At 72.6% G+C, this 17,015-nt stretch carries 14 protein-coding genes; 8 read left to right on the top strand and 6 right to left on the bottom strand.

All coding sequences use genetic code 11. From position 1 onward, the window contains the following. The first annotated feature begins 11 nt into the window (after positions 1-11). From ACIBAD_RS16920 to ACIBAD_RS16890, 7 genes are all read left to right on the top strand, one after another. On the top strand, positions 12-779 hold the full coding sequence (locus ACIBAD_RS16920; RefSeq protein ID WP_134072763.1) for an ABC transporter ATP-binding protein: 768 nt from the start codon (positions 12-14) through the stop codon (positions 777-779). Further along, on the top strand, positions 776-3,598 hold the full coding sequence (locus ACIBAD_RS16915; protein WP_398907433.1) for an FtsX-like permease family protein: 2,823 nt from the start codon (positions 776-778) through the stop codon (positions 3,596-3,598). Before ACIBAD_RS16920 ends, ACIBAD_RS16915 begins: the two co-directional genes overlap by 4 nt. A gap of 93 nt (positions 3,599-3,691) precedes the next feature. Next, positions 3,692-4,225: a bacterial proteasome activator family protein gene (locus ACIBAD_RS16910; RefSeq protein ID WP_030857605.1), complete on the top strand. Its 534-nt coding sequence runs from the start codon at positions 3,692-3,694 to the stop codon at positions 4,223-4,225. A gap of 136 nt (positions 4,226-4,361) precedes the next feature. Then, the gene (locus ACIBAD_RS16905) at positions 4,362-5,225 is read left to right on the top strand and encodes an NTP transferase domain-containing protein (protein WP_398907430.1); all 864 of its coding nucleotides are present in this window, start codon (positions 4,362-4,364) and stop codon (positions 5,223-5,225) included. Continuing rightward, positions 5,222-6,535, top strand: a complete 1,314-nt coding sequence (locus ACIBAD_RS16900; protein WP_398907428.1) for a molybdopterin molybdotransferase MoeA — start codon at positions 5,222-5,224, stop codon at positions 6,533-6,535. Before ACIBAD_RS16905 ends, ACIBAD_RS16900 begins: the two co-directional genes overlap by 4 nt. Beyond that, complete coding sequence (locus tag ACIBAD_RS16895) at positions 6,523-7,623, top strand: potassium channel family protein (RefSeq protein ID WP_398907426.1); 1,101 nt, start codon at positions 6,523-6,525, stop codon at positions 7,621-7,623. The genes ACIBAD_RS16900 and ACIBAD_RS16895 overlap by 13 nt, the downstream gene beginning before the upstream one ends. 60 nt (positions 7,624-7,683) lie before the next feature. After that, the gene (locus ACIBAD_RS16890) at positions 7,684-8,661 is read left to right on the top strand and encodes an NAD(P)H-quinone oxidoreductase (protein ID WP_398907424.1); all 978 of its coding nucleotides are present in this window, start codon (positions 7,684-7,686) and stop codon (positions 8,659-8,661) included. 62 nt (positions 8,662-8,723) lie between these two features. On the opposite strand, the gene ACIBAD_RS16885 is transcribed toward ACIBAD_RS16890, so the two are convergent. From ACIBAD_RS16885 to pdhA, 3 genes are read right to left on the bottom strand one after another with little or no spacing between them, the layout of a single operon-like run. Next, positions 8,724-10,037, bottom strand: a complete 1,314-nt coding sequence (locus tag ACIBAD_RS16885) for a dihydrolipoamide acetyltransferase family protein (protein ID WP_398907422.1) — start codon at positions 10,035-10,037, stop codon at positions 8,724-8,726. Further along, positions 10,037-11,005: an alpha-ketoacid dehydrogenase subunit beta gene (locus ACIBAD_RS16880; RefSeq protein ID WP_234343255.1), complete on the bottom strand. Its 969-nt coding sequence runs from the start codon at positions 11,003-11,005 to the stop codon at positions 10,037-10,039. Before ACIBAD_RS16880 ends, ACIBAD_RS16885 begins: the two co-directional genes overlap by 1 nt. 26 nt (positions 11,006-11,031) lie before the next feature. Beyond that, positions 11,032-12,168, bottom strand: a complete 1,137-nt coding sequence (gene pdhA / locus ACIBAD_RS16875) for a pyruvate dehydrogenase (acetyl-transferring) E1 component subunit alpha (protein ID WP_134072777.1) — start codon at positions 12,166-12,168, stop codon at positions 11,032-11,034. Between the two features lie 176 nt (positions 12,169-12,344). On the opposite strand from pdhA, the gene ACIBAD_RS16870 reads away from it, so the two are divergent. Further along, positions 12,345-12,926, top strand: a complete 582-nt coding sequence (locus tag ACIBAD_RS16870) for an Lrp/AsnC family transcriptional regulator (protein ID WP_398907420.1) — start codon at positions 12,345-12,347, stop codon at positions 12,924-12,926. A 92-nt stretch (positions 12,927-13,018) separates the two neighbouring features. On the opposite strand, the gene ACIBAD_RS16865 is transcribed toward ACIBAD_RS16870, so the two are convergent. The 3 genes from ACIBAD_RS16865 to ACIBAD_RS16855 form a co-directional block, all read right to left on the bottom strand. Continuing rightward, positions 13,019-14,644 (bottom strand): PKD domain-containing protein, encoded by a 1,626-nt coding sequence (locus ACIBAD_RS16865; protein ID WP_134072779.1) that lies wholly within the window; start codon positions 14,642-14,644, stop codon positions 13,019-13,021. A gap of 186 nt (positions 14,645-14,830) precedes the next feature. After that, the gene (locus tag ACIBAD_RS16860) at positions 14,831-15,421 is read right to left on the bottom strand and encodes a TetR/AcrR family transcriptional regulator (RefSeq protein WP_030153098.1); all 591 of its coding nucleotides are present in this window, start codon (positions 15,419-15,421) and stop codon (positions 14,831-14,833) included. After that, a complete protein-coding gene (locus tag ACIBAD_RS16855) occupies positions 15,418-16,974 on the bottom strand; it encodes a 3-hydroxyacyl-CoA dehydrogenase (protein ID WP_398907417.1) in 1,557 nt (518 codons plus the stop codon). Before ACIBAD_RS16855 ends, ACIBAD_RS16860 begins: the two co-directional genes overlap by 4 nt. Positions 16,975-17,015 lie beyond the last annotated feature (41 nt).

The following is a 17,015-nucleotide window of genomic DNA, read 5'->3' as shown; positions in this document are numbered from 1 at the left end:
GGGGGACCCCCATGCCCGACCAGCAGTCCGCACCCCGCATACCGCCCGCACCGTCCGCACGGCCGGTGCTCCAGCTCGAAAAGCTCGTCCGCACGCACGGCAGCGGCGCCACCGAGGTGCACGCCCTGCGCGGCATCGACCTGTCCGTGTACCCCGGCGAACTCGTCGCCGTCATGGGCCCGTCCGGCTCCGGCAAGTCCACGCTGCTCACCCTGGCCGGCGGACTCGACACGCCCACCAGCGGCCACGTCGTCGTCGAAGGCACCGACATCACCACCGCGAGCCGCAAGCAGCTGGCCGCGCTGCGACGGCGCAGCATCGGGTACGTCTTCCAGGACTACAACCTGATCCCGGCACTGACCGCCGCCGAGAACGTGGCCCTGCCCCGGGAACTCGACGGGACCTCCGCCCGCAAGGCCCGCGTCTCGGCCCTGGCCGCCCTGGAGGAGATGGGCCTCGGCCGGCTCGCCGACCGCTTCCCCGATGAGATGTCCGGCGGCCAGCAGCAGCGCGTGGCCATCGCCCGCGCCCTCGTCGGCGACCGCCGCCTGGTCCTCGCGGACGAGCCCACCGGCGCGCTCGACTCCGAGACCGGCGAATCCGTCCTCGCCCTGCTGCGCTCGCGCTGCGACGCGGGCGCCGCCGGAATCCTCGTCACCCACGAACCGCGGTTCGCCGCCTGGGCGGACCGCGTGGTCTTCCTCCGCGACGGCAGCGTGGTCGACGAGACCCTGCGCAGCCAGGCCGACTCCCTGCTCTCCGGGCAGGCCGGCCGGTGAAGTCCTCGTACCACGCGTGGATCGCGGCCATCCGGATCGCCCGCCGCGACGCCTGGCGCTCCAAGGGCCGCAGCGCCCTCGTCCTGGCGATGATCGCCCTGCCGATCGTCGGCGTGAGCGCCGCCGATCTCACCACGCGCAGCGCCCAGCTGTCCCCCGAGCAGAAGGTGTCCCGTGCGATCGGCACGGCCGACGCCCGGTTGAAGGACTCGGAGCTGAGCGGGCCCGTCTACCAGGACGTCGAGGGCAAGAACTCCATGCCCGTCGGCGGCTACGACAAGTACAACCCCAGGTCCGAGACGGACCCCGGTCGCCTGACCTCCGCGATCCCCCCGGGTGCCCAGTCCCTCAAGGACAGCACGGCGCACACCAAGATCCGTACGCGTTACGGCCTGTTGGAAACGGATCTGCGGGAGATCGACGCGACCAGCCCGCTGGTCAAGGGCATGATCGAGATGAAGCGCGGCCGACCGGCCCGCGAGGCGGGCGAGGTCGTCACCACGACCGCCTTCCTGAAGGAGTCCGGGTTCTTCGTGGGCTCCGAGTTCCGCGCGCGCGGCTCGGACACCTGGTACCGGATCGTCGGCGCGTACGAGCTGCCGTCCGACCTCAACAAGACCGAGATCCTCGCCCCGCCCGGCACCCTGCTGGCCCCGCTCGACAAGACCTTCCAGGCCGCCGGGGTCCCCGGAGTGGTCGCCACCGACACCTACCTGGTGAAGGTCGGCGGCGATGGTTTCACGTGGAACATGGTCAAGGCGCTCAACACGAAGAGCCTGCAGGTCGTCTCCCGCGCCGTGCAGCTCGACCCGCCCGCCGAGTCCGACGTGCCGTACATCGTGCAGCAGAAGGAACTGGGCTACTACCAGCCGGACAACGGGCTCCCCGCCACCGAACTGGCCGTCCTGGCCACGGTCGTCGGACTCGCGATGCTGGAGATCTGCCTGCTGGCCGGTCCCGCCTTCGCGGTCGGCGCCCGGCGCTCGCGCCGCCAGCTCGGCCTGGTCGGCGCCAACGGCGGCGACCGGCGCCACATCCGGGCCATCGTGCTCTCCGGCGGGCTCGTCATCGGGGCCGCGGCCGCGGTCACCGGAACGGTCCTCGGCGTCGCCCTCACCCTGGGGCTGCGGCCGGTGCTGGAGGAGTATCTCGGCGCGCGTTTCGGCGGATTCACCTTCCGCCCGCTGGAAATCCTCGCCATCGCCCTGCTCGCCGTCCTGACCGGTCTGCTGGCGGCGATCGCCCCGGCCGTCACCGCCTCCCGGCAGACCGTGCTGGCCTCGCTGACCGGCCGTCGCGGGGTCCGCCGGGCCAACCGGGTGCTGCCCGTCCTCGGCCTGATCGCCCTCGCCGCCGGCGCCGCGATCGCCCTCTACGGCACGGCCTCCCGGATGGGCTCCACCGTCGTCGCGGGCGGCAGCGCCATCGCCGAACTGGGCATAGTCGCCCTCACCCCGGTGCTGGTCGGCCTGTTCGGGCGGCTCGGGCGCTGGCTGCCGCTGTCGCCACGGCTCGCGCTGCGCGACGCCGTGCGCAACCGGGGCCGTACGGCTCCCGCCGTGGCCGCCGTCCTGGCCGCCGTCGCCGGCACCGTCGCGGTGGCCACGTACCAGCACAGTGCGGAGATCCAGGCCCGCCACGAGTACGTCGCCGATCTCCCGGACGGCGCCGGTATGGTGGCGATCCACGAGCTCGGCCGCAGCAAGGACATGCCCGCCGTCCGCGAGGCGCTGGCGCAGGAACTCCCGCTCTCCGTAAGGGCGGACGTGGACTACATCGCGTACGGCAAGCCCGGCTGTGAGCGCTTCACCGGTCCCGAAGGCTGCGGCCGGGCCGAGATCATGCGGCCCAAGGAGCAGCGCTGCCCGCTCTACGACGCCAAGGGCGGGATCGACTCGTTCAGCCCCGCGGAGAAGAAGGCGCTGCGCAAGGACCCGCGGTGCACGTACAACCGCCACTCCACGCACTTCGCCGTGGTCGTCGCCGACGAGAAGCTGATGGCGGCGCTCGCGGTCGCCGATCCGGGCGCGGCGTCCGCCTTGAAGGAGGGCAAGGGCGTCTCCTTCGACAAGCGCAACGTCAAGGACGGCAAGGTCACCGTCCGGCTGATCGACAACAAGCAGGACGTCTTCGAGCCGGGGGTCGACCCGAAGGGGGAGGACAAGGTCTTCGCCGTCCACCAGGCTCCCGACACCGCCGAGGGGTACGGCCTGGAGCTCGTCCTGCCGCCCGGCACGGCCAAGAGCGCCGGACTGACCACCCTGCCGTTCGCCTCGTACTTCACCCTGGACGGCACGGCCACCAGCCGGCAGAAGCAGCGGATGGCCGAGCGGATCGACCAGATCGGGGTGGAGGCCCCCGTCACCATCGAGGCCGGCTACCAGGCCGGGGCCGACATCACGATGCTGGCCCTGACCATCTTCGCGGGCCTGGTCACCATCGGCGCGGCCGGCATCGCCACCGGACTCGCGCAGGCCGATGCCGAGGCCGATCTGAAGACCCTGGCGGCGGTCGGCGCACCGCCGCGGGTGCGGCGCACGCTCAGCGGCTTCCAGTGCGGCGTCGTGGCCCTGATGGGCGTGGTCCTCGGCTCGGCGGCGGGCATCCTGCCGGCGGTCGGCCTGCGGCTGGTCCAGCGGCGGGAGACGGAACACCTCTTGGAGATGGCCGGCGACGCGAACGACTCGCTGTACGTGCCGATCGCGGTGCCGTGGGAGACCCTCGGCGGGCTGCTCGTCGTGGTCCCGCTGGGCGCGGCCCTGTTGGCCGCGCTGGTCACCAAGTCCAGCGGCGCCATGGCGCGGCGCGAAGCGGGCTGACGGTCACTGTGCGTTCTCGCCCCCGTACAGGGTGGATCACGCCCGTACGGGGGCACACCGTGTGAGTAAGACGGTGTGCGAGAGAATGACGGCATGGAGATGCCGAGGAGTGAACGGTCGCAGGACAGCCCCCCGCCCGGCCTGATCGTGGGACAGGACGGGATGCCGGTCGGCGGCGCCGATGACGAGTCGCGCGAGGTCCCGGTGACGGAGATGGTCGAACAGCCCGCCAAGGTCATGCGGATCGGCAGCATGATCAAGCAACTTCTGGAAGAGGTCCGCGCCGCACCTCTGGACGAGGCCAGCCGGGTCCGTCTGAAGGACATCCACGCAGCGTCCGTCAAGGAGCTGGAAGACGGTCTGGCTCCGGAGCTGGTGGAGGAACTGGAGCGCCTGTCGCTCCCCTTCACGGAGGAAGCGATCCCCTCCGAGGCGGAACTGCGGATCGCCCAGGCCCAGTTGGTGGGCTGGCTGGAGGGCCTCTTCCACGGAATCCAGACGGCGCTGTTCGCGCAGCAGATGGCCGCGCGGGCCCAGCTGGAACAGATGCGCCGCGCCCTCCCGCCGGGCGCCCCGACGGACGAGGAAGACGGCCACGGCGCCATCCGCTCGGGCCCGTACCTGTAAGCGGCGACGGGTAGGCAGCGATGTGGCCCAGGACCCGGGGTCCCGGGGGCTTCGGCCCCGGGACCCCGGGCCCGTACAGGGGCCTCTGGCAAGTGCGCCTCCCCGCGGCGGACATGGGCCGCGCATACTCACAGGTATGACCTACGACGCGATCGTCCTGGCCGGCGGCGCCGCGAGACGACTCGGCGGCGCGGACAAACCCGCCCTCCACGTGGGCGGCCGCGCGCTCCTCGACCGCGTCCTGGACGCCTGCGCCGACGCCGCCACCACCGTCGTGGTCGGCGGCCGCCGCCCCACCGGCCGCCCGGTCCGCTGGACCCGGGAGGACCCGCCCGGCGCCGGCCCCGTCGCCGCCCTGGACGCCGGCCTGCGCGCGACCACCGCCGAGCTGGTCCTCGTCCTCTCCGCCGACCTGCCGTTCCTCGACCGGGCCACGGTCCGTACGCTGCTGGGTCGCGCCGGAGGCGACGGCGCCCTGCTGCGCGACCCCGCCGGCCGCGACCAGCCCCTCGTCGCCGCCTACCGCGCCGAACCCCTGCGCCGCGAGATCGCCCTCCTGGCGACGGAGCACGGCACCCTCTCCGGCCTCCCCCTGCGCGCCCTCACCGCCGATCTCGACCTGGCCAAGGTGACCGACTCTGCGCCACTCGCCTCCTTCGACTGCGACACCTGGGAGGATCTCGCGGTCGCCCGAGCCCGGATCAGGGAGCATGGAAGCGTGCTGGACCAATGGATCACCGCCGTCAAGACCGAGCTGGGCATCGACCTCCCCGTCGACACCAAGATCCTGCTCGACCTCGCCCGTGACGCCGCACACGGCGTCGCCCGGCCCGCCGCCCCCCTGACCACCTTCCTGGTCGGCTACGCGGCCGCCCGGGCCGAAGCCGCCGGTGCCGACCCCGCCACCGCAGTCGCCGAGGCTTCCCGCAAGGCCGCCGAGCTGGCCCTGCGCTGGGCCGCCGAAGCCGAGGCCGAAGCCCGAGAGAACGGCTCAGGATGACCCCCACCGACGCCGACCACGCCCTCCAGGCCCTCGACGAGGCCCTGGCCCTGGTCAGCCGCGACCGCGACCCCCGCACCGCCGACGCCGCCGGCGGCGGCCACCGCGCCACCGGCTGGCCGCAGGCCCGGGAGGCCGCCGCCCGCGCGGGCTCCGGCATCCGGCCCCGCACCCACCGGGTCCCCCTCGCCGACGCGCTCGGCGAGGTGCTGGCCCAGTCCCTGGACGCACTCACCGACCTGCCGTCCTTCGACAGCTCCGCCATGGACGGCTGGGCCGTCGCCGGCCCCGGCCCCTGGACCGTCCGCCCCGGCGGCGGGGTGCTGGCCGGCTCCGACCGCCCGGAGCCGCTGGCCGACGGCGAGGCCGTACGGATCGCCACCGGCGCCCGGGTCCCGGCCGACACCACCGCCGTGATCCGCAGCGAGCACTCGCGCGAGTCCGGCACCCAGCTCCACGCCGAGCGGGCCGTCCTCACCGGCCAGGACATCCGCCCGCGCGGCCAGGAATGCCGCTCCGGCGACCTGCTGCTGCCCGCCGGCTCCCTCGTCACCCCCGCCGTCCTGGGCCTCGCGGCGGCCGCCGGGTACGACGAGCTCACCACCCGGCCCCGGCCCCGCGTCGAGATCCTGGTGCTCGGGGACGAGCTGCTCACCGAAGGCCGCCCGCACGACGGCCTGATCCGGGACGCCCTCAGCCCCATGCTCGGCCCGTGGCTCACCCGGCTCGGCGCCGAGGTCATCGCCAGCCGGCGGCTCGGCGACGACCCGGCCGGAGCCAAGGCCCTGCTGGCCGCCATCACGGACTCCGAGGCCGACCTGGTCGTCACCACCGGCGGCACCGCCTCCGGCCCCGTCGACCACGTCCATCCCGTCCTGCGGGAGGCCGGCGCCGAGCTGCTGGTCGACGGGGTCGCCGTACGCCCCGGACACCCGATGCTGCTGGCCCGGCTCGGCGAGCGCACGGACGGCCGCCACCTGGTCGGCCTGCCCGGCAACCCGCTCGCCGCCGTCTCCGGGCTGCTGACCCTCGCCGAACCACTGCTGCGCGCCCTGGCCGGCCGCCGCCAGCGGCCGCGGTACACGGTCCCGGTGCAGGGCGACGTACCCGGCCACCCGTACGACACCCGGCTCGTGCCCGTCCTGCTGACCGACGAGCACGCCGTACCGCTGCGCTACAACGGTCCTGCGATGCTGCGCGGCGTGGCCGCTGCCGACGGGCTGGCCGTCGTACCGCCGCACGGCGCGCACGACGGACAGGACCTGGAGATCCTGGATCTGCCATGGGTCTCCGGAGGATGTTTCACGTGAAACTCCACGGCCATGACGCGATGGCCCGGGCCGCCGACGAGAAGCTCGTCTCACGGCGCATCAAACTGCCCAAGCGCGTCGTGGAGAAGCCGCTCCGGCAGGTCGGCAAACGCCTGCTGATGGCCCTGTTCGTGCTGTTCCTGACGGTCCTGATCGTGTGGCTCGACCGCGACGGGTACCACGACAACGCCAACGAGCAGGTCGACCTCCTCGACTGCGTCTACTACGCCACGGTGACCCTGTCGACGACCGGCTACGGCGACATCGTCCCCTACAGCGACAGCGCACGACTGACCAACATCCTGCTGATCACTCCCCTGCGCGTGCTGTTCCTGATCATCCTGGTCGGAACCACACTGGAGGTCCTGACCGAGAAGACCCGGGAAGAGTGGCGGCTGAACCGCTGGAGGAAGAACTTGCGTGAGCACACGGTCGTCGTCGGCTTCGGCACCAAGGGGCGCTCGGCCCTGCAGACGCTGCTGGCCACCGGTCTCCACAAGGACCAGGTCGTCATCGTGGACCCGAGCGCCAAGGTGATCGACACGGCCAACGCGGAGGGCTTCACCGGAGTGGTCGGCGACGCCACCCGCTCCGATGTCCTGCTCCGCGCCGAGCTCCAGAAGGCCCGTCAGATCGTCATCGCCACACAGCGGGACGACACGGCCGTACTGGTCACGCTGACGGCCCGGCAGATGAACCGCGGAGCGAAGATCGTCGCGGCGGTCCGCGAGGAGGAGAACGCTCCGCTGCTGCGCCAGTCGGGCGCGGACGCCGTCATCACGAGCGCGAGCGCCGCCGGCCGGCTGTTGGGGCTCTCGGTGCTGAGCCCGAGCGCGGGCACGGTGATGGAGGACCTGATCCACCAGGGCAGCGGGCTGGACCTGATCGAGCGGCCCGTGCGGAAGGCCGAGGCCGGCAAGGGCGTACGGGAGACGGAGGACCTGGTGGTGAGCGTGCTGCGCGGCCACCGGCTGCTCGCGTACGACGACCCGCACGCGAGCCCGCTCCAGCTGACGGACCGTCTCATCACCATCGTGCGGGCGGCGCCGCCCGCCTCGCCGACGGTGACGCTGCGGCCCGCGGACTAGGGGGCCTCTGGTCGAGGCGGCCCGGCGAATTCGCCACGGAGTTGGCGTACCCTCCGGGCCATGCATGCGATCACCATCGAACAGCCCGGCGGCCCCGAGGCCCTCGTCTGGGCCGAGGTACCCGACCCGGTGGCCGGCGAGGGCGAGGTCCTCGTCGACGTCGCGGCGAGCGCCGTGAACCGCGCCGACATCCTCCAGCGCCAGGGGTTCTACGATCCTCCGCCCGGCGCCTCCCCCTACCCCGGCCTGGAGTGCTCGGGGCGGATCGCCGCCATCGGCCCGGGGGTGTCCGGCTGGGCGGTGGGCGACGAGGTGTGCGCCCTGCTCGGCGGCGGCGGGTACGCGGAGCGGGTGGCCGTCCCGGCGGGCCAGCTGCTGCCGGTCCCGGTCGGCGTGGACCTGGTCACGGCCGCGGCGCTGCCCGAGGTGGTCTGCACGGTGTGGTCGAACGTGTTCATGGTGGCGGGCCTGCGCCCCGGAGAGACGGTGCTGGTGCACGGCGGCTCCAGCGGCATCGGCACCATGGCCATCCAACTGGCGAAGGCGGTCGGCGCCACGGTGGCGGTGACGGCGGGCGGCCCGGAGAAGCTGGCCCGCTGCGGGGAGCTGGGCGCGGACATCCTGATCGACTACCGGGAGCAGGACTTCGTGGCGGAGCTCCGGGCCGCGACGGGCGGCGCCGGGGCGGACGTGATCCTGGACATCATGGGCGCGAAGTACCTGGCGCGGAACCTGGACGCGCTGGCCGTGAACGGCCGGCTCGCGGTGATCGGGCTCCAGGGCGGGGTGAAGGCGGAGCTCAACCTGGGCGCGCTGCTGGCGAAGCGGGCGGCCATCACCGCCACCTCCTTGCGGGCGCGCCCGCTGGAGGAGAAGGCGGCCATCGTCGCCGCCGTACGAGAACACGTCTGGCCGCTGGTGGTCGCGGGCCGGGTGAACCCGGTGGTGCACGGGTCGTTCCCGATGGACGAAGCCTCCGAGGCCCACCGCACGCTGGAATCGAGCACCCACGTGGGCAAGCTGTTGCTGACGACCTGACCGGCCGGTCCCGCTGCGCGGGGCTCCCTCCCCTTCCGGGGAGGGAGCCCCGCAGGCACCGGCTACAGCGAACGCAGCAGAACCGCCGGGGACTCGACGCAGTCCGCCACGTAGCGGAGGAAGCCGCCCGCCGTACCGCCGTCGCAGACCCGGTGGTCGAAGGTCAGCGAAAGCTGGACGACCTGGCGGACCGCCAGCTCACCCTGGTGGACCCACGGCTTCGCCACGATCCGGCCGACGCCGAGCATGGCTGCCTCCGGGTGGTTGATGATCGGCGTGGAGCCGTCCACCCCGAACACCCCGTAGTTGTTGAGGGTGAACGTGCCCCCGGTGAGGTCGGCCGGGGCCAGCTTCCCGGCCCGGGCGAGCTCCGTCAGACGGGAGAACTCCGCCGACAGCGACTCCGGGTTGCGGGCCTGCGCGTCCCGGACCACCGGGACCACCAGCCCGCGCTCCGTCTGCGCCGCGAAGCCCAGGTGCACGGACGGCAGCCGTACGATCTCGTTCGCCGCGAGGTCCACGGTCGAGTTGAGCTCGGGGTACTTCGCCAGCGCGGCCGTGCAGATCCGGGCCAGCAGCGCCAGCACCGAGATCTTGGGCCCGCCCACGGCGTTCATCGCGGCCCGCGCCGCCATCAGCTCGGTCGCATCGGCGTCGACCCAGCACGTGGCGTCCGGGATCTCCCGGCGGCTGCGCGACAGCTTCTCGGCCACCACGCCCCGCAGGCCCTTCAGCGGCACCCGCTCGCCCGCCGGCGCGGCCGCCGCGGGGGCGGCGACGGGAGCCGGCTCCGGCGCCCGGAGTGCCGCCTCCACGTCCGCGCGCAGGATCAGCCCGTCGGGCCCGGACCCGCTGAGCCCGCGCAGGTCGATCCCGTGGTCCCGCGCCAGCTTGCGCACGAGCGGCGAGATCACGGCTACGGGACCGGTCGCCGGGGGAGCGGGAGCGGCGGGAGCGGTCACCGGGGGTGCGGTCGCGATGGGAGCGGGTGCGGGAGCAGCGGCACCGGCAGGCGCTGCGGAGCCGGGTCGCACCCGCCTCCGACGCGCCGTGCGCGAGTGGTCCGTCCCGTAGCCGACCAGGACGTTGCCCGAGCCGGAATCCTCGGGCTCCGCCTCCGGGGCCGCCCCCGCACCCACCGCCACCGTGATCAGCGGTGCTCCGACGGGGAGTTCCGTGCCCTCCTCCCCGAACCTGGCGGTGACCACACCGCCGTACGGGCACGGCACCTCCACCATCGCCTTGGCCGTCTCCACCTCGACCACCGGCTGGTCGATGGCGACGACGTCGCCCACCGCGACCAGCCAGCGGACGATCTCGGCCTCGGTCAGTCCCTCCCCGAGATCGGGGAGCTTGAACTCCATTACCTGCGGCATCAGTTCTCCCACTGCAGGCGGGCCACGGTGTCCAGGATCCGGTCCACACCGGGCAGATGGTGCTTCTCCAGCATCGGCGGCGGATACGGGATGTCGAAGCCCGTCACCCGCAGCACCGGCGCCTCCAGGTGGTGGAAGCACTTCTCCTGGATGCGGGCGACGAGCTCCGCGCCCGGTCCGCCGAAGCCGTTCGCCTCGTGGACCACCACCGCGCGCCCCGTGCGGCGGACGGACGCCACGACGGTCTCCTCGTCGAACGGGACGAGCGAGCGCAGGTCCACGACCTCCAGGTCCCAGCCCTCCTCGCGCGCCGCCTCGGCCGCCTCCAGGCACACCGGCAGCGAGGGCCCGTAGGTGATCAGCGTGGCGCTCGTGCCGGTACGCCGGACGAGTGCCTTCCCGATCCCCGGCACGGCGGCCGGCGTCGCGGGGTTCCACTCCGCCTTCGACCAGTACAGCCGCTTGGGCTCCAGGAAGACCACCGGGTCGTCGCTCGCGATCGACGCGCGCAGCAGCCCGTACGCGTCCTCCACGGTCGCCGGAGTCACCACGTGCAGGCCGGGAGTGGCCACGTAGTACGCCTCGGAGGAGTCGCTGTGGTGCTCCACCCCGCCGATCCCGCCGCCGTACGGCACCCGGATGGTGATCGGGAGCGGCATCGCGCCGCGCGTCCGGTTGCGCATCTTCGCCACGTGCGAGATCAGCTGCTCGAACGCCGGATACGCGAACGCGTCGAACTGCATCTCCACGACCGGCCGCAGCCCGTACATGGCCATGCCCACCGCGGCGCCCAGGATCCCGGCCTCCGCGAGCGGGGTGTCCGTGCAGCGCTCCTCGCCGAACTCCTTCGCGAGGCCGTCCGTGATACGGAAGACCCCGCCCAGCGTCCCGACGTCCTCGCCCATGACGTGGACCGTCGGGTCCTCCGCCATCGCGTCGCGCATGGCCCGCTGCAGCGCCTGCGCCATCGTCGCCGGCTTCACGGCCACCGTGGTCACGACTGCTCCTCCGCGTCGAGCTCGGCGCGCAGCATCTCCGCCTGCTCGCGGAGCCGGCCGGTCTGCTCCGCGTAGACGTTTTCGAACAGGTCCATCGGGTCGAGCACGGGCTCGGCGTTCATCCGCTCGCGCAGGGTCGCGGCCATCGCCTCGGCGGCGTCCTTGGCCTCCTGGATGCCCGCCTCGTCCAGCATTCCGCGGGCGGTCAGCTCGCGCTCCAGCAGCTCCACCGGGTCGTGCGCCTTCCATGCCTCGACCTCCGCGTCACCGCGGTAGCGGGTCGCGTCGTCGGCGTTGGTGTGGGCCTCGATGCGGTACGTGACCGCCTCGATCAGCGTCGGTCCGCCGCCGGCCCGGGCCCGCCGGACGGCCTCGGACAGCACCTCGTGCACGGCGGCGATGTCGTTGCCGTCGACGAGGCGGCCGGGCATCCCGTACCCGACGGCCTTGTGGGCCAGGGTGGGGGCGGCGGTCTGCTTGGCGAGCGGGACCGATATGGCGAAGCCGTTGTTCTGGACGAGGAAGACCACGGGGGCCTGCCAGACGGCCGCGAAGTTCAGCGCCTCGTGGAAATCGCCCTCGCTGGTGCCGCCGTCGCCGACCATGGCGAGGGCGACCACGTCGTCACCGCGCAGGCGGGCCGCGTGCGCCAGGCCGACCGCGTGCGGCAGCTGGGTGGCGAGCGGGGTGCTCAGGGGGGCGATCCGGTACTCGCGCGGGTCGTACCCCGTGTGCCAGTCACCGCGCAGCAGCGTCAGCGCCTGGACCGGGTCGAGTCCGCGCGCAACGGCCGCGAGGGTGTCGCGGTAGCTCGGGAACAGCCAGTCCTGCTCCTCCAGGGCCATCGCGGCCGCGATCTCGCAGGCCTCCTGGCCGACGGTGGAGGGGTACACGGCCAGTCGGCCCTGCCGGGTGAGGGCGGTGGCCTGGGCGTTGTACCGGCGGCCGCGCACCAGCTCTGCGTAGCAGCGGCGCATCAGCTCGGGGTCGAGCTTCTCGGCGGCCGGTGTGCCCAGCACCCGGTACGGCTCGGGGTCCGGGAGCAGCGGGGCGGCATCCGTACGGGGCCTCCAGGCGGGCGGCGGGGTGGAGCGGTGGGATGCACCGGCACCGGGCAGCTCTTGGACCGTCATGGCGGCGTACACCTCCTCGTGGGAAGCGGGCAGGGCGACTCGGCTGTGAGGCGCCTCACCAACCGATTGTTCGGTCGATGGCGCAATTTGGCTACAGGCGGCTCCAGGCTGTGGACAAAGTGGCGCCGGAGCCCTGGGATGGGTGCAGGACGTCCAGGAGAGGGAGGCAGTGGGCAATGCCGGATGAACAAATGGCCGCACCGGGTTCCACGCCGGGTTCCGCACCGGTGCCGCCGGGCGGTGCGCCTTCGGCCCCACAGAACCCGCCGACCCCTCCGCGCCCCTTGGATCCCATCGACCGTTCGATCATGCGCCTGCTCCAGGCGGACGGCCGCGCGTCGATACGGTCGGTGGCCGAGCAGGTCCACGTATCGCGCGCGAACGCCTACGCGCGGATCAACCGGCTGATCGACGATGGCGTGATCCGCGGGTTCACGGCCCGCGTCAACCACGAGAGGGCGGGCCAGGGCGCCTCCGCGTACATCACCCTGAAGATCGTCCAGAATTCCTGGCGCACCGTCCGCGAGAAGCTCCGCGAGCTGCCGGGCGCGGCGCACATCGCTCTGGTCAGCGGCGATTTCGACGTCCTGCTGCTGGTCCACACCCCCGACAACCGCACGCTGCGCGAGCTGGTCCTGACCCGCCTCCAGTCCATCCCGGAGGTGCTGTCGACCCGCACCCTGCTGGTGTTCGAGGAAACGGATCTGCTCGATTCCGGCCCCGGACCGAACGGCTCCCCGGCGATCTCCGAGGAGTAGCGGGCGCCGGGGGCCGACGCCCGGGAACGGCAGAGCCCCGGGAGGCCTTGAGGGCCTTCCCGGGGCTCTTCACGAGGCCGGCTGCGCGACGGTCACTTCGTGTCGTAGTAGCCGAACATGTCGACGATCAGGTCCGCGGTGTCCCAGCTCCGGTTCCAGAAGTCGACGATCCCGGTGCTGCCGGTGCTCGCCTGGACCAGGTTCGGGACGGTCTGGCCGGCCGTCCAGTTCAGCGTGGACGCCGTGGGCGTTGCCGGCCAGACGTCCCTCCCGTTGGCGTAGTCGTCCCGGGTGTTCGGGTCCGGCGCGACCGACAGGAATCCGTCGGCCCTCGTGTTGGTCACCGTCGTGTTCAGGACGACGCCCGTGATGCCCTTGTCCTGGGTGGACATCGGCATCCAGATGTAGCCCCCGTCGTACATCGGCCCCTGGCCCCAGCTGCGGGTGTCGAGCCTGCGGACCGGCGCCATGGACATGAACGCCCCGGAGCTGTCGGGGCTGTAGTAGCCGACGACGTCGACGATGACGTCGGTGCCCGCCCAGGCGCCGTTGAAGATGTTGACCTTGCCGTCGGCGCCGACGGGGACGACCACCGAGTTGGCGACGGTCTGCCGTGCGGTGAAGTTCAGGTTCGAGGTGTTCGGGGCCTGCTGTCCGCTCGGGTAGGCCGTCAGGTGACCGGCCTCGCGCGGGTTGGTGACGGTCACGTTCAGCGCCACGGCGGTGGCGTTGGAGGGCACGTACCAGCCGCCGAGCTGCACGCCGATCGACTTGCGGCCCCCGACCTGGCCCTGGGGCGCGCCCTGGCCGGAACGGGTGTCCACGGCGCGGACCGGGGTGATCGGGGTGTAGCCGCTGGCCGCGGTGCGGGTGAAGTAGCCCGTGATGTCCGCGATCAGGTCGATCGCCGTCCAGCTGCCGTTGTAGAGCTCGACGGTGCCGTCCTTGCCCACCGGCACGATCACCATGTTCGGGACGGTCTGCGCGGCCACGAAGTTGACGTTGGACGTCGTCGGACGCGTGGTGCCACCGGGGAACACCGTGACGTGACCGGGGTTCGAGGTGTTGGTCGCGGTGACGTTCAGGGCCACGGCCGTGACACCCGCCGGGATCTTGCCGTTGCCGGCGATCTTCACCTTGGCCGAGGAGTACGCCTGCACCATGCCCCGCGGGGCTCCGGTGCCGTCCCGGGTGTCCAGGAGACGTGTCGGGGCGTACGGGGTGAAGTCGGCGCCCAGCGTCGACAGCGGGAGCTCGTTGACGACCTCCACCTGGTTCGTCGAGTCCTTGACGGTGACCTTGACGTTGTACTCGCCGACCTTGGCGTAGGTGTGCTTGGCCGACACCTCCTGACCCGGGTAGGCGTCGGAGACGTCGGTCGAACCGTCGCCCCAGTCGTACGTCACCATGAGCGTGGCGCCCTGGACGCTGACGACCTGCGCCCGCAGTTCGATGCCGTGGGCGGAGGTGGCGCCGGCGTCGAGGACGAGCCCCAGCTCCGGGTTGCCCGCGGCGGCGGTCTCCGCGCCCTGCGCGGTGGCGTTCGCGGAAGCCTTGCCCTTGGCCGCGGGCAGGGTCTTGCGGACCGAGCGCTCCTTCGGGCTGTGGAAGGTCTTGGCACCGGTCGTACCGAGCTTGGCCAGGTCCGCTCCGGGAGCGGACACCCCCTTGGCCACCGGTGCGGACGAGCCCGCGGCCGGACCGGCCGCCTGGGCCATGCCCGGGATGAAACCAACGCTGGCCGCGACGACAACGGCAGCGGAAACTACAAGACGGCGACTGCGCACCGGCCCCCCATTTTCTGTTACTGCTTGAACGCGTTCGAAAGCTCGCTCATCGTACAGAGTTCGCACAGCAGTTCATCAGAAAATATGCGGCCTGATCGTACGGATCATGTCGCGGAGCTAGCCGCGAACCGTCCGCAGGCCGTCCAGGGCCATGTGGACCACGGCGTCGGCCAGCTGGTCCGCGGTCGTGCCGGGGTGCGGGCGGTACCACTCCACCAGCGAGTTCACCATGCCGAACAGCAGGCGCGTGGCCAGCCGGATGTCCACGTCCGCCCGCAGGTCCCCGTCCGCCGCGGCCGCCTTCAGCAGCTCCGCGACCTGGTGGTCGAACTCGCGGCGGCGCTCCAGGGCCCAGCGCTCGGTCCGGGTGTTGCCCCGTACCCGCAGCAGCAGCGTCACGTACGGGAGCTCCGCGACCAGGACCTCGACCGTGCGGCGCGTGACGTACTCGACCCGCTCGACCGCCCGGCCGCGTACCGCGCCCGGCTCCTCCAGTACGGCGAAGAGCCCGTCGAGCGCACGGCTGACGGCGCGCTGCAAGAGCTCCTCCTTGCCCGCCACGTGGTGGTAGATCGAGGACTTCGAGATGCCCGCCGCCTTGGAGAGGTGCTCCATGGAGGTGCCGTCGTAGCCCCGCTCGTTGAAGACCTGGACCGCGACGGACAGGAGCGTCTCGGGGGTGTAGGTGTCCCGCTTCGCGGTGGTCATGCAGTCTCCTCCGCGGCGCCCTCGTAGCCCTCTTCGCCCTCTTCGCCCTCTTCGCCCTCTTCGCCCTCGGTGTAGCCGAGCTTGAACAGCGCCAGCGAGGGCGCGTAGCGGCCGCCGGGACAGCGCTCGTCGAGGTGGTGCAGCAAGTCGTACGCCCAGTCGCGGCCGAGCCGGTCGTGCCATTCGGACGGGCCCAGCGGGTAGTTGACGCCGAGCCGCATCGCCGTGTCGATGTCCTCGGCGGTGGCCGCGCCGCGCGCGACGGCGTCGGCGGTCAGGTCGATCAGCATCGCGACCGTACGAGCCACGATCATGCCGGGCACGTCGCCGATGACGGAGACCTTCTTGCCGAGCCTCTGGAAGAGGCCGACCGCCTCGGCCAGGGTCCGCTCGCTGGTGTCCTCGCCGGCGGAGAGCGCGATCCGGGTGGCCCCGCGGTAGTCGAGCGCGAGGTCGAAGTAGACGACGTCGGCGAACTCGATCGAGGTCTTGCCGTCCGCGAGCACCAGCTGGCCCTCGCCGGGCAGCTGGATGTACGGGCCCCCGTGCTCGGTGGAGGTGACCGCGATCCCGGCCTCTTCCAGCAGCTCGACGAGCCCGGCGGCGGGACCGAGGTCGCCGACCACGGTGACCTTCTCCGGGGCCTCCTCGGGACCGGCCGTGTGCGGGGCGGGGACCTCGGCGTCCGGGCCGTACGGGAACCAGCCGTGCCCCGACTTGCGGCCCAGGCGGCCCGACTGGACCAGTCGGCGCTGCGCGAGGGACGGGGTGAACTTGGGGCTCCGGAAGAACGACTCCCACACGGAGCGGGTGACGGCCTCGTTGACGTCCTGGCCGATCAGGTCGGTCAGCTGGAACGGGCCCATCTTGAAACCGCCGCTCTCGCGGAGCACGGCGTCGATGGTGGCCGGGTCGGCGCCCTGCTCCTCGTACACCGCGAAGGCCTCGGCGTAGAAGGGGCGGGCGATCCGGTTGACGATGAAACCGGGGGTGTCGGCGCAGCGGACCGGCGTCTTCCCCCAGCCCAGCACGGTGGCGTACGCGCGCTCGGCGGCGGCCGGGTCGGTCGCGAAACCGCTGACCACCTCGACGAGCGGGAGCAGCGGGGCCGGGTTGAAGAAGTGCAGGCCGAGGAAGCGGCCGGGGTGCGCGAGGCCGGCGGCGAGCTCGGTGACGGAGAGGGAGGAGGTGTTGGTCGCCAGCAGGGCATCCGGCGAAACCACCTCTTCGAGCGTTTCGAAGAGTGCGCGCTTGACGGCGACGTCCTCGACGACCGCCTCGATGACGAGCGCGGCGCCCGCGAGGTCGGCGAGGGCGGAAGCCGCTTCGATCCGGCCGATCGCGTCCTCGGCCTCGGCGCGGTCGAGGCGGCCCTTGGCGGCCATGCGGTCGACGCGGTCCTGGACGATTCCGACGCCGCCGGCGGCGAGCGTGGCGTTGATGTCGTAGATCAGCACCCGGTGACCTGCGAGGAGGGCGACCTGGGCGATGCCCTGTCCCATGGTGCCGGCGCCGACGACCGCCACAGTGCGGGCCCGCTCGATTGCTGTCATGTCCTGATCCTCCCGCACCGGGTTATCCACAGGCCTGCCGG

It is taken from the genome of Streptomyces sp. NPDC051109 (assembly GCF_044455885.1).
GTDB lineage: Bacteria > Actinomycetota > Actinomycetes > Streptomycetales > Streptomycetaceae > Streptomyces.
This window is presented reverse-complemented; position numbering and strand designations above follow the sequence as displayed.